The organism is Ramlibacter sp. (assembly GCF_036383835.1).
Taxonomy (GTDB): Bacteria; Pseudomonadota; Gammaproteobacteria; order Burkholderiales; family Burkholderiaceae_C; genus Ramlibacter.
The window spans coordinates 31,298-48,009 of the sequence record NZ_DASVNN010000131.1; the positions used below are offsets into that span (position 1 = coordinate 31,298).

At 66.9% G+C, this 16,712-nt stretch carries 5 protein-coding genes; 4 read left to right on the top strand and 1 reads right to left on the bottom strand.

The features are described from left to right. Nucleotides 1-11 precede the first annotated feature (11 nt). From VF522_RS20690 to VF522_RS20705, 4 genes are all read left to right on the top strand, one after another. Nucleotides 12-2,135, top strand: coding sequence for a peptidase domain-containing ABC transporter (locus VF522_RS20690; protein ID WP_330910202.1), 2,124 nt, complete (start codon nucleotides 12-14; stop codon nucleotides 2,133-2,135). Further along, nucleotides 2,132-3,487, top strand: a complete 1,356-nt coding sequence (locus tag VF522_RS20695; RefSeq protein ID WP_330910203.1) for an HlyD family type I secretion periplasmic adaptor subunit — start codon at nucleotides 2,132-2,134, stop codon at nucleotides 3,485-3,487. Before VF522_RS20690 ends, VF522_RS20695 begins: the two co-directional genes overlap by 4 nt. Nucleotides 3,488-3,951: 464 nt before the next feature. Next, on the top strand, nucleotides 3,952-14,568 hold the full coding sequence (locus VF522_RS20700; protein ID WP_330910204.1) for a calcium-binding protein: 10,617 nt from the start codon (nucleotides 3,952-3,954) through the stop codon (nucleotides 14,566-14,568). Nucleotides 14,569-14,572: 4 nt separating this feature from the next. Further along, nucleotides 14,573-15,295 (top strand): GNAT family N-acetyltransferase, encoded by a 723-nt coding sequence (locus VF522_RS20705; RefSeq protein ID WP_330910205.1) that lies wholly within the window; start codon nucleotides 14,573-14,575, stop codon nucleotides 15,293-15,295. 43 nt (nucleotides 15,296-15,338) lie between these two features. Here the strand turns inward: VF522_RS20705 and VF522_RS20710 are convergent, their stop codons facing one another. Then, entirely contained in the window at nucleotides 15,339-16,688 is a 1,350-nt protein-coding gene (locus tag VF522_RS20710; protein ID WP_330910206.1) for a class II 3-deoxy-7-phosphoheptulonate synthase, read from the bottom strand. Nucleotides 16,689-16,712: the final 24 nt, after the last annotated feature.

The window sequence follows — 16,712 nt, forward strand, 5'->3', positions numbered from 1 at the left end:
GGGTGGATTTCATGAGCGAAGCGGGCGCAGGCCATTCGGCCGGGGTCGACGTGACCCTGTTCACCGCGGTCGTCGGCGGGTTGTGCGCCTACCACCGCGTTCCCTTCGATGCGGAACTGCTTCGGCAACATTACCCGGTGCCTCGCGGCGCGGAGGCCGTGCTCGGCGCGCTGCGGCAACTCGGTTTCCATTCCAGGCTCCGGCGTTGCAAGGCGGCCCGCCTGCCGGGGCAGTCCTTCCCCCTCGTCGCGTTCCGCCGCGACGGCAATCCGGTGCTGGTGCTCGCCTGCAAGGGCGACGAGGTCGTGGTCTGGAGCGGATCCGGCGCGCCGCAGCCGCAGGGCGCCGCCGCGTTCGAAGCGGACTACGGCGGCTCCATCGTGCAGGCCCGGGCGCGGCACAAGCCCGCCAACGATGCCGACGGCGGCCACGCGGAGCGGGAATTCGGTTTCCGCTGGTTCGTCCCGGAACTCCTGAAGCACAAGGGCGTGTGGCGCCAGGTGCTGCTGGCGTCGCTGTTCCTGCAGCTGCTGGCACTGGCCTTTCCGCTGATCACGCAGGCGGTGGTCGACAAGGTGGTGGTGCACCGCACGCAGAGCACGCTGGTCGTGCTGGGGGTTGCCATGGCGATCTTCGTCGTCTTCACCGCCATCCTGGGCTGGACGCGCCAGTACCTCGTGCTGCACACGGGCAACCGGGTGGACGCGGTGCTGGGTGCGACGGTGTTCTCGCACCTGTTCAAGCTGCCGGTCGGCTACTTCGAGCGGCGGCCCACCGGCGTGATCGCGGCGCGCATGCGCGGGATCGAGACGATCCGCGAGTTCATCTCCTCCGCGGCCGTGAGCCTCGTGCTGGACATCCCGTTCCTGCTGATCGCCGTGGCGATCATGTTCTTCTATTCCGTGCCGCTCACCCTGGTGGTGCTGGGCATCCTGGCGGTCATCTGCGGCATCTCGCTGGTGATGGCGCCGGTGCTGCAGGCACGCCTGAACCAGCAGTTCCTGCTCGGGGCGCGCAACCAGGCCTTCGTGACCGAGCACGTGGCGGGCCACGAGACGGTGAAGAGCCTGCAGATGGAGCCGCAACTCGACGCGCGCTACGGCGACTACCTCGCCACCTACCTGCAATCGGGCTTCGCCACCAAGCAGATCGGCAACACCTATCACACGGCGGCCAGCGCGCTGGAGCAGCTGATGACGGTGCTGGTGCTGATGATCGGTGCCTGGATCGTCATGAATCCCGCGCCCGGCGGAGCGGCATTCACGATCGGCATGCTGGTCGCCTTCCAGATGTTCGCGAGTCGTCTGAGCCAGCCCCTGCTGCGCATGGTCGGTCTCTGGCAGCAGTTCCAGGAAGCGAGCCTCGCGGTGTTGCGACTGGGCGACCTGATGAACGCGCCCGCTGAGCCGTACTCGCTGGTGCCGGCGCGTCGCGCGGAACGATCGGGACGCATCGAGTTCGCCGGCGTCGGCTTTCGCTACCGCGAGGAACTGCCCTGGCTGTACCGGGGGCTCGACCTGGTGATCGAGCCGGGCCGCAGCATCACCATCATGGGGCCGAGCGGCTCGGGGAAATCCACCCTGGGCAAGCTGCTCCAGGGCTTCTACCGGCCAGGGGAAGGTTCGATCCGCGTCGACGGCGTGGACGTGCGGCACCAGGCTGCAAACGAGTTGCGCAGCTGCTTCGGCGTGGTGCCGCAGGAGACGGTGCTGTTCAGCGGAACGATCTACGACAACCTGCTGGCCGCGAATCCCGCGGCCACTTTCGCAGAAGTCATGGACGCCTGCAGGCGGGCCGAGATCCACGACACCATCGAGGCGCTGCCCCAGGGCTACCAGACCGAGATCGGCGAGCGGGGCACGGGCCTGAGCGGTGGGCAGAAACAGCGGCTCGCGATTGCCCGCGCCCTGCTGAAGAAACCCAGGGTGCTGGTCTTCGACGAAGCCACGTCGGCGCTCGACCCGCAGACGGCGGAAGCCTTCGGTTCGACGGTCAACCAGCTGCGCGGGCAGGTCACGCTGATCTTCATCACGCACGCCTTGCCCCGCACGCTGCACGTCGACGAGGTGTACGTCATCCGCGATGGAGTCCTGCGCAAGGCGATCGCGCGCGTGAAAGAGGAGGCCAAGGCATGAAGCTGGATGCCGAAGCCATCGAGTTCGCTCCCGGCCTGCTGGGCATCCAGGAGAGCCCGCCGCCGAAGCTTCCGCGCGCGGTGATCTACACCGTCGTGTCGCTGTGCGCGGCCATGCTGCTGTGGGCCGTGGTCGGCCGGCTGGACATCGTCGCGGTGGCCGAGGGAAAGCTGGTGCCGCAGACGTACGTGAAGATCGTGCAGCCCGCCGAGGCCGGGATCATCACGGAGATCCTCGTGAAGGAAGGCGACACGGTCGACGCGGGACAGGTGCTCGTGCGGCTGGATCCCACCCTCACCGGGGCCGACCAGCAGACGCTGGCCCACGAACTCGCCATGCGCCGCCTCGCGCTGCGCCGCATCGACGCGGAGCTCACGGGCGGACCGCTGCTTGCGCAGAAGGGCGACGATCCCGTGCTGCTGACACAGGTGCAGCTGCAGGGCGCGCAGCGGCGGCAGGCCTACCAGGACGCGCTCGCCCAGGAGACGGCGCAACGCCGCCGGCTCGAACAGGACCTCTCCGCCGCGCAGGAGACGGTGAAGAAGCTCAAGGCGACGCTCCCGAGCTACGAGCAGTCGGCCACGGCGCACCGCAAGCTGGTGGCCGAAGGTTTCCTGAGCCCGCTCGCGGGCAATGAAAAGGAGCGCGAGGCGATCGAGAAGGAGCAGGACCTGAAGGCGCAGTCCGCGACGGCCGAAGGGCTGGTCGCCGGGATCGCGGCGCAGGACAAGAAGATCGCGGCGCTCACCAGCAACTACCGCAGCCAGCTGCTGACCGAGCGCACGGAGGTGATCGCCAGCCTGGCGAAGCTGGAGCAGGACAGCCGCAAGGCCGGCTTCCGCCAGGCCCTGCTCGAACTGCGCGCACCGCAGGCCGGCGTGGTGAAGGACCTGGCCACCACCAGCCGCGGCGCGGTGGTGCAGCCGGGGATGGTGCTGCTCACGCTGGTGCCCAAGGGCGAGCAGCTGGTGGCCGAGGTGCAGGTCAAGAACGAGGACGTGGGCTTCGTGCAGCCGGGGCAGGAGGTGCAGCTGAAGCTCTCCGCCTACCCGTTCCAGAAGTACGGCCTGCTGCAAGGGACCGTGCAGACGGTCGCGGCCGATGCGCAGGCCATGACGCAGAACAATGCGATGAGCATGCCGCAGGGCGCCGGCAGCCCCGCTGGATACAAGGCGATCGTGAAGCTGAAGACGCAGCAACTCGAGGCGCGCAGCAGCGACGAAGTGGTGCGCTATCCGCTGGAGCCGGGCATGCAGGCGGCGGCGGAAATCAAGCAGGGGCATCGTACGGTGATGGAGTACCTGCTGAGTCCGGTGAGCAAGGCGGTGCATGAGGCGGGGAGGGAGCGGTGAAGGGGGCCGCGGAACCAAGCACGCCCGCTGGGGACATTCCGCACCGTCGGCGTGTGGGTTGGCTTCTCTTCCTGGCGGCCTTGATTTATTGGCTGCTCGCGGACGCCGGTGTGTGCTTTTCCGAAGCACGCCGTCTAAGCGAGGATGAATTGATCGTAGCGGCACTGTCCTCGCGGCCCGTCCAGCGCATGCAGGCGGGAACCGAAGACGCTGCGCTGTTCGCGCGCCAGCACCCCGAATGCTGCCGGCTCAACCGGCAACCTGATTTTCGTGCCTGGTGGGATGTGCTGTTGGGTTTCAACGTTTCCGAAGTCGAGATCCGCTATCCCGTCCGAGCAGGTCGTTCGGGTGGCACGTACTACCAGGAGTTCGTAGCCGTGAGTGCGTGCGGCAGGCCGCTCACGTCTCGGTATGGCACTGACACGGACAGGGCAAGCGTCCATCAACGTTAGACAGGGGAAGTCATGTACACCGCATCGCAAATCGGGATCAAGGAAATTACGAGCCTGTTCTTGTATGGCACGCCCACCAAACCCCAGAACATAGCGACGGACAGCTTGGCAAGGCCGGTCGGCTTAAAAATGGTCATCGACATGGACGCTGTTTCGTTCATGCGCGATGGAGCCGGGCGGTTTGCGAACGGAAGTCAGATCGAGGCCGTCAACGCCTTCATGAAGGGAAGGATCTTCGCTGTACCGAAAGGAACCGCCAAGACTTTCAGCTTGCAGGATGTCATGCAGCAACTCGGGGCGGGGAGCATCCAGTCGCACCTGTTGCAGTCGTCGTACATGGACGGCACCGACGACCATGCAATGCGCACCTATGTGTATCAGTCAGGCTCCTTCCGCATCGCCGATGGGGCTCAGTTTGTGGTCAACGCCGACGGGTCCCGGGAAATCCGGAACTTCGCGATCTTGCCGTTCGATGACAACTTCGATTTCGAGTCATCCTCGACGATTACGCAAATCGGCAACCTCTCCCTTGAGGCCAAAATCGATCCGACGGGCATCGGCCGGAGGGTCAACATCGATTTCGACCCGAGCAGTAAGGCCGCCGTGTTGCGCAGGACGTATGCAGCTCAGGACTACCTCAACGACGTCGCCACGGAGGCTCGTACATATCACCCGGTGGATGGCCTCAGCCGGCTGCCATCCGAGATGCAGAGTGTCATCGATGATCTTTGGAACGTCTCGCCCGGTGTAACGCAGATACTCGACTCGAGCGGCCGCGTCGTCATTCATGGAACCGACCAGGCTGACACTCGGACCAGCGGGCAACTCCTTGCGCGTGCCTTGTACGCTCCGCTTCGCACCGCAGCGGAGCAACAGGGCGTGAACTTGATTGGCGGCCTCGGCAATGACTCGCTGGTCGGCGGCTTCAAGGGCGACGCCCTCACGGGCGGGCGTGATGACGACATCCTGCGCGGTGGGTTGGGAGCCGACGAATACGTCTACGCCACGGGGGACGGCCGCGACGTCGTCATCGACGACGATGGATTTGGTTCCATCATGGTCAGCGGCAATCAGCTGAAAGGCGCAAGCAAGGCCGACTACAAGCTCAGTGGCCGTCTGGGGGTGTGGACGGTCGGCGGCGGGCAATTCGTGTACACGCTGGATGAGGCCCAGAAGCAGCTTGTCATCACCGGCACCGGCTTGGGCGCAGGGACCAACTCGATCACCATCCGGAACTTCCAGATCGATCGTCAAGGCGGCTATGTCGGGATCACCCTCGAACGGCCGCCGCAGACTGCGATCAAGAAAGCGGATGCGGAAAACCCGTTCGCCACGCCGGAACCCACGATTGCAGGGGTCGCCGCGGACATGGCCGAGAAGGGGGCCGCCGCCCTCAAATGGTTCGGCAACTTCGCGGCCTCCGTGGGGGACACCATCACGATCGCCGTGCGCAGCGGCAGCGCAGCCGGCCTGAAACTGGTCACGGGCTCGGATACGGTCGATCTCGCCTCGCCCGTGACTCTGGATCTTCTTGAGGGGCAGACAGAGAGCGCATTCGCAGTCGTCGGGGACGGAACTGCCGGTGACCAGACAGTGGAGATCGTCGTCACCTATACGCACGCCGATCAATCGGTGGAGAGCAACGTGCTGACTCTCACTGTGCGGGACGGCGCGGAGTCGACCAGCACCTTCAACGGCGATTTCGTCAAGAAGGTGCAAGACGACAAATACGTCGTGGGGGACGATGGGAACTACATTCCCGATGGCGATCAGCCTGGAGCGTTGGACCTGATCACAGGCACCTCGGCACCCGACGTGATTCGTGGGCTCGGTGGCGATGATGCACTGCTCGGTCGGGACGGCGATGACACGATCGAGGGCGGCGACGGCACCGATATCCTCATGGGCGGCCTTGGGGCTGACGTCATCGTCGGGGGAGCCGGCGGGGACGTGATCTATGGCTCGAGTTCCGGTGAACTCGCCTACCCGGGCGGCCCGGACTACGCGCTGGGGCCGAATCCCTATCCTTACCTGTTCGGCGAGGGCCTGAGCTGGCGCTCCGGCGCCTATGGGCCGGACTCCGATGGGTTCCTCGAAGGCTACTTGACTCTGACGGTCAGTCGCGACGAGCAGTTCGGCGACGCCGGGAACTCCATCGACGCAGGGGACGGCGATGATTACGTGTATGCGGGCACCGGTTCGGACCATGTCGATGCCGGGGCTGGCATCGACCAGATCATGGGGATGGGCGGTGATGACGTTCTCCTCGGTGGGGCGGATCGCGACCGCATCTATGGCGATGGACCCAGCATTGATGGAACTGTCGTCTACACCCCGGCGGACCAGCATGGCGCCGATTTCCTGGACGGTGGTGAAGGGAATGACCTCCTGCTCGGACAGGGCGGCAACGATGCCGTGTTCGGCGGCGTCGGGGACGATGAACTCTGGGGTGACGATCGAGACGATGTCTATACCCCCGTCGCGGTGCACGGAGCTGATTACCTCGATGGGGAGGATGGGAACGACATCATCTGGGGCGGAGGCGCGGTCGACGAGATCTATGGTGGGCTGGGCGCTGACCGGCTCTATGGCGATGATTTCGCAATCGCCGCCAGCCTGCACGGAAACGACTATCTCGATGGCGAGGAGGGCGACGACCAGCTCGTTGGCAACGGCGGCAAGGACGATCTGTTCGGCGGCAGCGGCAATGACGTGCTGTTTGGCGACGACCTGACGCTCCCGGCGGAAACGCATGGAGCTGATTACCTGGATGGCGAAGACGGCGACGACCAGCTGGTAGGTGATGGCGGCGATGATCAGCTGTTCGGCGGCCTCGGGAACGACATCCTGTTCGGGGACGACGACACTATCGATGTCGCCGTTCACGGGAACGACTACCTCGATGGCGAGGACGGCGACGATGACCTCTATGGCCAGGGCGGCAATGACACGCTCTGGGGAGGAACCGGGATAGATACCCTCCGCGGCGGCGCCGGCAACGATGCCTTGTACGGAGAGGCGGACGGCGACATCCTCGGCGGCATGGAGGGCGACGACATCCTCGACGGCGGCGACGGCAATGATGAACTCCAGGGAGGAGACGGCGAAGATGTCCTGCTCGGTTCCGATGGCGACGATCGCCTGTTCGGCGAGGCGGGGAACGACTACCTGGATGGGGGCCTCGGTGCGGACCTGCTCCTCGGCGAGGACGGCGACGACGAACTGTTCGGGGCAGAAGGAAATGACCTGATCGTCGGGGGAGCGGGCGTTGACTACGCTGATGGCGAGAGCGGAGACGACGAGCTCCAGGGCGGCGACGGCGAAGATGTCCTGTTTGGCAGCGACGGGGCGGATCGGCTCTATGGCGGGGCTGATGCGGACTTTCTTGCCGGCGAAGGCGATGCCGATCAGCTGGTTGGGGACGAAGGGGACGACATCCTGCTGGGGGGCACAGGCAACGACCTTATGCAGGGCGGAAGCGGCGACGACAGTTTGGAAGGCGAAGAGGACAACGACCAGCTCCAGGGTGGCGACGGCAACGATTACCTCAGCGGAGGTGACGGTGCGGATCATCTGTTCGGCGACGCAGGAGCCGATCTGCTGCTCGGCGACGACGGTGACGATCAGCTAGGTGGTGGTGCCGACAGCGATTCCCTCCTGGCGGGGCGAGGCAATGACGCACTCTGGGGCGATGCCGGCAACGATCTCCTGGACGCCGGAGACGGCGACGATTATGTCGAAGGCGGCGACGGTGACGACACGCTGGTCGGCGGCACGGGTTTCGACCGCCTTTATGGCGGCGCCGGCAACGACACCTACGTGTTTGCCGCCGGCGATACGGCCAACGATCCGTCCCTTGCGGAATTCGTCAACGACGTGGAGGGTGTCAACACCCTGCAACTTGACGGCTTCTCGATTGGCACGATGAACCTCACGCCCTACATGGGCTTCGGCGGCAACGACTTCATGCTGGAAACCGGTCAGGGCACCATCTTCATCCGCGGGATGACCACCGGCTCCATCGGCACGGTGAATGTCTCGGGCGTGACCTATACCGCCGGCCAGTTCTTCGGCAAGACCTACGCGTGGTCCGCCGACCAGTCCACCACGACTTCGGGCGCCACGCTGCAGGGCGGCAGGGCGGGTGACACGCTGACCACCACCGGCGGCAGCGGCACCCTCGCAGGCGGCCTCGGCAACGACACCCTCAATGGCAGCGGCGGCAACAACACCTACGTGTACGAGGCCGGCGATGGCTCCGACGTCATCAACGACACCAGCAGTGGGTCTCTGAAAGGCACGCTGCGCTTCGGGGCCGGCATCACCGCCGACCAGCTGAAGCTCTCGTACAGCGGCTCGCGCCTGGTCATCACCTTCGGTCCCGAACTCGCGGGTTCCGTCGAGATCACCGGCTTCGACCCGAACAACGCCGGCACTTCGGGCGGCATCGGGAGCTACCAGTTCAGCGACGGCACGGTGCTCACGCAGGCGCAGCTCGTCGCACGCGGCTTCGACCTCGCGGGATCGTCGTCGAGCGAGACGGTCACGGGCACGAACGTCCAGGACCGCATCACCGGCGGAGCCGGCGACGACACCCTGATCGGCAAGGGCGGCGCCGACACCTACACCTTCAACGCCGGCGACGGCAGCGACACGATCGCCGACGGCGACCCTACCGCGGGCACGGGCGATATCCTGCGCTTCGGCGAAGGCATCACGACGGCGTCGGTCAACGCACTGCGCAACGGCAACGACGTGATCTTCGTGACCGGTTCCGACCAGCTCACGCTGCGCAACTACTTCACCGGCGGCGCCGAAGCGGTGGAGCGCATCCTGTTCGCCGACGGCACGGAGTGGACGCAGGCCGACGTGAATGCCGTCATCACGGCAAGCGCGTCGACCGACTTCAACCTGGTCGGCACCGACGGCAACAATACCCTGCGTGGCCTGGGCGGCAACGACACGCTCGACGGGCGCGGCGGCGACGACACGCTCACCGGCGCTACCGGCAACGACACGCTGATCGGCGGCTCCGGCTACGACACGCTGTTCGGCGGCGCGGGCAGCGACACCTACATCGTGCGTCCGGGCTTCGATGGGGAGACGATCGACGAGAACGGGAGCGGCGACGCGACCGGCGTCGACGTGGTTCGTTTCGAGGGGATCAACCGGCAGGACGCGGTGATCACGCGCTCCGGCGACGCCCTCTACGTGTACGCACGTAGCGGCCCGTACTTCCAGGCGGTCGTCAACGGCCAGTTCGGCACCGAGGATCCCGCCAACCGCGTGGAGCGCATCGAGTTCGCCGACGGCACGGTGCTGACCGCGGAGCAGCTCAAGGCCGAGGTCCTGAAGTCGACCGAGGGGTCTGACTACCTCACGGGCTTCGCCGGCAGCGACGTCATCGACGGCCGCTGGGGCGCGGACCAGATCATGGGGCAGGGCGGAAACGACACGCTGCAGGGCAGCCAGGGCAACGACACGCTCTATGGCGATGCGGGAGATGACGTGCTCGCAGGCGGCGCGGACAATGACTACCTCTTCGGTGGCGACGGCAACGACACCATGGAAGGTGGGGCGGGCCGGGACCACATGGACGGCGGGGCCGGTAACGACACCTACAGCTTCGGAGTGGGACAGGGCATGGAGATCATCCAGGCCGACGCGTCCGGCATCGACCAGGTCCTGCTGAAAGCGGGCATCACGCCGGCCAACGTCACGCTGCATCGCGTGTCGTCGCCGCCGTCCAGCGGCATCACCTTCAGCGGCGACTCGCTCGTGATCCAGCTCAATGGCGGCAACGACCAGCTGTGGATCGAGAACTACTTCGCTACCGGCAGCGCCGGCTACGTCGAAACGATCAAGTTCGCCGATGGCACCACCTGGGACTACGCCTACGTGAGCTCGCCGACGCACCTGGCGACGCTGGGTGGCACGGCGAACACGATGACGGGAACCACGCGGTCGAACACCTTCACCGTGGACCACTGGCAGGACGTCATCACGGACCCGGAACCCAACGATGGGGACCTGATCAGTTCCACGGTGAGCTACGGGATCCCGAACACCGCGGTGTGGGACATGACGCTCACGGGGGGGCTCAACCTCTTCGCCGTCGGCAACACCGGCTCCAATACGATCCGCGGCAACAGCGGGGACAACTGGTTCACCCTGTCGGGAGCGATCTCCTATCCCGACACCCTGTACGGTGGGCGCGGGGACGACACCTACCTGCTGCTCCCGGACGCGTCCAACGTCGATACCGACGCGCCCCTCACGCCATCGGGCTCGATCGTCGAACTGGCGGGCGAGGGCAACGACACGCTGATCACCGGCGTATGGTCGCTGCAACTCCAGGACAACGTCGAAAACCTGATCCTCGGCACGCCGAATTCCTTTTCGGGAACGCTGTACTACAACAGCGGCGCCACCAGCAACTACACGCACCGCTATCTGGGCAACGCAGCCAACAACGTGATCAACACGGTGGACTACGAGGCCCAGGCGGCGGGGCAGGGTTGGGCCCAGTACCGGAACTATCCGGGCTTCGTCGGCATGCTCGACTTCGTGCTGGACGGGGGTCTCGGCGCCGATACGCTGATCGGTGGCAGGTGGAACGACACCTACGTGGTGGACAACGCCGGCGACCTGGTGATCGAGACCGGCTTCTGGAGCGACGGAACGGACAACTCGCCCAATGACACCGTGCAGACGCCGTTCGAGACGTCGCTGCTGACGCAATACGCGTACGTCGAGAACGTGACGCTCACCGGCAGCGCGGCGGTGAACGCCACCGGCAACGCCGGCAATAACCGGCTGGATGGCTCGCAGAACTCGGCAGCCAACGTGCTGACCGGCGGTGACGGCAACGACACGTATGTGGTCGGTGTCGGCGATATCGTCGTGGAAACGGGCACGGGGGTGGACACGTTCATGGCCGGATCGGGGCCGGCGGGTACCACCTTCAGTTTCGCCGGCCTGGCGACGATCGAGAACGGGCGGGTCAACCGCGGCGCGGGCGCCCTGAACCTCGAAGGGAACGGACTGGCGAACGTGCTGAACGGCAACGGCTCCAACAACACGATCTGGGGCGGCGACGGCGACGACACGATCGAGGACCAGTTCCTGCCGGACATCCTGTACACGGGCAAGAACGGTGTCACCGAGACCAAACCCGCGTCCGACTTCGACTTGCTGGTCGGCGGCAGCGGCAACGACACGATCACCAGCCGCGGCGGCAACGACACGATGGACGGTGGCGCCGGGGACGATCGGATGACCGCGGTCTACGCCACCGCGCGCACCATCACCCTGCGCTTCGGCAACGGCTACGGGCACGACGTGTTCGCCGCGGACATGGGGCAGGCGATCGACATCGACATGGGCACCGTCAGCCTGCGCGACGTGACCCTGCAGCGCCAGAACGGGCTGTTCACGGTGCGCACGGCCGACGGCTCGGTGCTGGACATCCCGACGTCGCACTTCATCAACAGCATCCGCTTCGCCGGCGGCATCGTGGTCGGCTCCGGGCAGATCGATGCAGTGATTGCGAGTCCGGACCGCAGCGTGGCCACACAGGGCGCGGACTTCCTGGTCGGCAGTTCCGGCGCAGACACGATCGACGCACTCGGCGGCTTCGATGCGGTCTACGGCCTGGAAGGTGCCGACAGCCTGCTGGGTGGCACGGGCAACGACTCGCTGTTTGGCGGCGTCGGGAACGATACCCTGGACGGCGGGCTGGCCGACGCGTCCGGCAACGGGCAGGACGTGCTTGCCGGCGGCGCCGGCGCCGACGTGTACCGCTTCGGGCGCGGCTACGGAAAGGACGAGGCGGACGACCTGGTCATCAACACGCAGGGCGAAATCGCCGCGGATGACGGTGCATTCGACCTGGTCCAGTTCGATGCCTCGGTCGCCACGACCGACGTGAAGGTGCTGCGCCAGGTGCGCGGCATCACGGCATCGGGCCTCGTCGTGCAGATCGCCCCCACCGGTGATGCGCTCACCATGCAGAACGCCTACGCGACCGGCAATGCCGGCCAGATCGAGGCGGTGCGCTTCAACGACGGCACGCAGTGGGACCTCGCGACCCTCAAGACGAAGATCGCCGGCGAGTCGGGCTACGACAACAGCAACGACACGCTGACGGCGCCGGTGGCATCGTCCTTCCTCGACGGGCGCGGCGGGAACGACACGCTGACCGGCGGCACCGGAGCGGACACGCTGGTCGGCGGCCTCGGCGACGACTCCATGACGGGCGGCGCCGGCAACGATACGTACTACGTGGACAGCGCCGGCGACCAGGTGATCGAATCCGCCAAGAGCGGCAGCGTCGACACGGTGATCTCCAGCTACTACACCTACACGCTGGGCACGCTGGTGGAGAACCTGACGCTGGAGGAAAACACCCCCGCCTTCGAGGCGATCGGGAACACGCTGAACAACGTGCTCACCGGCAATTCGCGTGCGAACACCTTGAGCGGCGGCGGTGGCGTGGACACGTTCGTGGGCGGCCTCGGCGACGACACCTACTACGTCGACAGCACGACGGACGTGGTGACGGAATTCGCAGGCGGCGGCAACGACACCATCGAAACGACGGTGACGCTCGCGTCGCTGGCGAACGAAGTCGAGAACGTGCGCCTCGCCGGCACCAGCAACCTGAACGCCACCGGCAACGCATTGAACAACGTGCTCCAGGGCAACGCGGGCGTCAATTCGCTGGTCGGTGGCCTGGGGAACGACACGTTCCTCGGCGGCGCGGGCGCCGACACGCTGCGCGGCGATGCCGGCGACGATTACTACCAGGTCGATGCCGCCGACGTCGTGGTCGAGACCGCAGGCGGCGGCTTCGATACCGTGGAGGTCGCCTTCAACTACACGCTGGCGGCCGCCGCCGACGTGGAAAGGCTGGTGCTTCAGACCGGCGCGGGCGGACTGACGGTGACCGGCAACGCGATCGGCAACCAGATCGTCAGCAATACCGGCGGCAACGACACGCTCAACGGCGGCGTCGGGGTGGACTGGCTGTTCGGCGGCGCCGGCGCGGACACGCTGCAGGACACGTCGGGGAACACCCTCGCCGATGGCGGCGCGGACGCGGACACCGTCACGCTCGGCACGGGCAACGACTTCGTCGCGGCGGGCCTGGGGAACGACAGCTTCGTGCTGGGCGGCGGCAGCGATGTCATCGGCTTCCAGCGGGGGGACGGCGTCGACGTCGTGCAGATCCCTGTTGCAGGAGCGGGTGCCGGCGAACGGAACGACACGATCTCCGTGGGCAGCGTGATGTTGTCGGAGCTGGCGCTTTCCCGCACCGGCAACGACCTGCAGCTGCGCGTGATCGGAACGACTTCCGAGCTCCGGCTGGCCGGCTGGTATGCGGCGTCGGCGAACCAGACGATCGCGAAGCTGCAGGTGGTGATCGACTCCAGCGCGGACTATGCGCCGGGCAGCGGGGACACGCTGCGCAACAGCCGCATCACCACCCTGAACTTCGACCAGTTGGTGGCGGCCTTCGACGCGGCCTACGCGGCGAACTCCGCGATCGGGACGTGGCAGCTGAGCGACTCCGTGCTCACGAGCGCCTTTGCCGGGTCGAGCAACACCCAGCTCTTGGGCGGCGAGGTCGCCTACCAGTACGCGCACGGGGCGAACCTCTCCGGGCTGTCGTTCGCGTCGGTGCAGCCGCAGGTGAGCTCCACCAGCTTCGGCTCCGCCGCGCAGGACATCCTGAACCCGGTGGCTACGGCATCCATGCAGATGATGTCGTTCTCGTCGATGATGGCACTGAGCGCGGAGCCGATGTCCCTCGACGCGAGCACCACTGCGCTGCTTACGTCCGAGGAGGCGAGCGTCGCCGGGAGGTCCTCCGTGAGTGCAACGGAAACGATCGCGACGCCGGTGAGCTTGCAGCTCACGGCATCGGCCATCGACGCCCAGCCGACCGGCATGGGGGGAATCACACCGGTCGCGTCCCCCGCCGTGCAGCCGGGATTGCCCTCGATCGGACAGGTCACCACAGAGGCGGACGATGCGTTCTTGCCCTCGGACGGTTCGGCCCTGACGTCGGGCGGACAAGCGCCGGTGGCAGGCGCCGGGGCGGCTGCATCGCAAGAGCCGACGCTCGAAGAATTCCTCGCCGCACTGGCCGCCCTGGACGGGCAGGATTCGAGCGCACTGGACACGGCGGGAGCAGCCGTGGCGGAGGTGCCCACGCAGCGGGCGCCGGAGCTCGATCCGGTGAACGTCGACGTCGCGAGCATTCCCGACAGCGCGCCGGTTGCGGAAGCGCCCACGTCGCCTGCGCCCGCCGCTTCCCTGGACGCTGCTGGAAGCGACGCCTTGATTGCCTGGATGCGTGCGGAAGCCGAGGCGGCCACGCCCGCCTCCAGCGACACGCCGCAGGCGCTGCAGCAGCTCTGGGAGCAGGTCGACGCGTGGGCTGCGCTGGAAGAAGCGCTTACCCCGGCGGGCGGCATGACGGAGCTCGGGCTGGCGCCGACGCTGTCACTGTCCGAGCGGCAGCTGGCTTTCGGCGGCACTTCGCGCACGGAAGTCACCGCAGCCCTGGGCTCGGCGTCCCGCCTGGAACAGGTCGCGCAGTTCCAGGTCCCGCCGGCGCTCTGAACGCGTGGCGGCGCCTGCACTGCGCGAAGAACTGCGCGCCTTGCGGCAGGCGCGCCGCCTGGCGGCCGCGCGCGAGCTGATTCGCGCGCAGCCGCAGTTCGCCGACAGCGTGGAGCTGCAGGCGCTGCTGCACGAGCACGAGGACTTCTGGTGGCAGCCGCTGGAAGGGCGGCGGGTGGTCCTGGAGCGGCGCGACGCAGACGACGCGTCCTTCGTGCGCGCGTGCTGGAGTGACCGGCAGTTCATGGGCAACTTCAACCGGTCGGCACGGCCGTTGCCGGAGAGCGATGCGGCATTGCGCCAAGTGCTGGAGCGCGAACGTGCCGCCCTGCTGAGCGAACTGCACGCCCTCCACTGGACGGTCCGCACCGAACAGGGACCGGTCGGATTCGTGAGCGCAACCGACCATTCGGCCGTGCACAGGCGATGCGAGTTCCTGATCGGATTCCCGGCCTTGCAACGTGCCATCGCGGTGCAGGCGGCGCAGCTCGCGATCGGATTCCTGCGCGACAGGATGGGCGTCGAGCGGCTTACCGCGCACTTCTACCCCGAGAACATCCACGCCATTCGTGCGGCCGAGAAATTCGGTTTCGTCCAGGAAGGCGTGTTGAAGGGCTTCCTGCGCAATGCCGACGGCACCCGCGCCGACCTCGTGATCGCGGGACTGCAGTTGACCCAGCCGTACCGCGCCGAGAGCTGGCGCGCGGCGAAACAACGTGCAGGGTGAAAAGCGCCGCGCCGGTCGGTGAGGATTCCCCTCCGCCCCCGCGTCAGCGGCGTGCCGACTTCAGCACATCGGCGATCCGGAACGCCAGCTCGAGGCTCTGCGATCCGTTCAGCCGCGGGTCGCAGGCGCTGCGGTAGCGCTCTTCGAGGCGTTCGTCGGTCAGTGCCTGTGCCCCGCCGCGGCATTCCGTCACGTCCTGCCCCGTCATCTCGAAGTGCAGGCCGCCCGGATACGTGCCTTCCTGCGCGTGCGCGGCGAAGAATCCATTCATCTCCTGCAGGATGCGCTCGAAGTCGCGCGTCTTGTAGCCGTTGGACGCGGTCACCGTGTTGCCGTGCATGGGATCGCAGCACCACACGGGCGTGCGTCCTTCGCGCCGCACGGCACGCAGCAGCGGCGGAAGCCTGTCCGCCACCTTGTCGCTGCCCATGCGCGTGATGAGCACCAGCCGGCCCGGTTGCTGCCCGGGGTCCAGCAGGTCCATCAGGCGCAGCACGTCGTCCGCGCTGGCTGCGGGGCCGATCTTCACGCCGACCGCGTTGCCGATGCCGCGCAGGAATTCCACATGCGCGCCATCGACGTTGCGCGTGCGTTCGCCCAGCCAGAGCAGGTGCGCCGAAGCGGCGTACCACCGCTGCTGGCGTTCGTCGTAACGGGCGAGTGCCTGCTCGTACTGCAGGTGCAGGGCCTCATGCGACGTGTAGAACTCCACGGCATGCAGCTGTGGTGCCCGCGCGGCGTCGAAGCCGCAGGCTTCCATGAATGCCAGGGACTGCGTGATGCGGTCCGCAAGCTCCTCGAAGCGGGCACCCTGCGGGCTGGAGCGGACGAAATCCGCCGTCCAGCGATGCACTTCGCGCAGGTCCGCGAAACCGCCCTGGGCCAGCGCCCGCAGCAGGTTCAGCGTGGCGGCCGAATGCGAGTAGGCCTGCAGCAGGCGGGCCGGATCGGGCTGGCGGGCACTGGCGCTGAAGTCGCTGCCGTTGATGATGTCGCCACGGTAGGACGGCAAGGAGACCCCGTTCACGGTCTCCGTGTCCGAAGACCGGGGCTTCGCGAACTGGCCGGCGATGCGGCCCACCTTCACCACCGGGCAGGCCGCGGCATAGGTGAGGACCACGGCCATCTGCAGGATCACGCGGAACGTGGATTCCACCGGCTCCTGGCCGAACTCGTCGAAGCTCTCGGCGCAATCGCCTCCCTGCAAGAGGAAGGCCTCGCCGCGTGACACGGCCGCGAGACGCTCGCGCAGCTGCGAGATCTCGCCCGGGAAGATCAGCGGCGGCAAGGCGCCCAGGCGCTGCTCGGCCGATGCCAGCGCCGTGGCATCCGGATAGACCGGCATCTGCAGCACGGGTCGCTCGCGCCACGAAGAGGGAGTCCAGGTATCCATCGTGTGATGCTACTGCTGCGGGTC

What these genes read in the sequence shown, in the direction of transcription:
- VF522_RS20700 (WP_330910204.1), top strand. Translation starts at nt 3,952, where the DNA reads ATGTACACCGCATCGCAAATCGGGATCAAGGAAATTACGAGCCTGTTC.
- VF522_RS20690 (WP_330910202.1), top strand. Translation starts at nt 12, where the DNA reads ATGAGCGAAGCGGGCGCAGGCCATTCGGCCGGGGTCGACGTGACCCTG.
- VF522_RS20710 (WP_330910206.1), bottom strand. Translation starts at nt 16,688, where the DNA reads ATGGATACCTGGACTCCCTCTTCGTGGCGCGAGCGACCCGTGCTGCAG.
- VF522_RS20695 (WP_330910203.1), top strand. Translation starts at nt 2,132, where the DNA reads ATGAAGCTGGATGCCGAAGCCATCGAGTTCGCTCCCGGCCTGCTGGGC.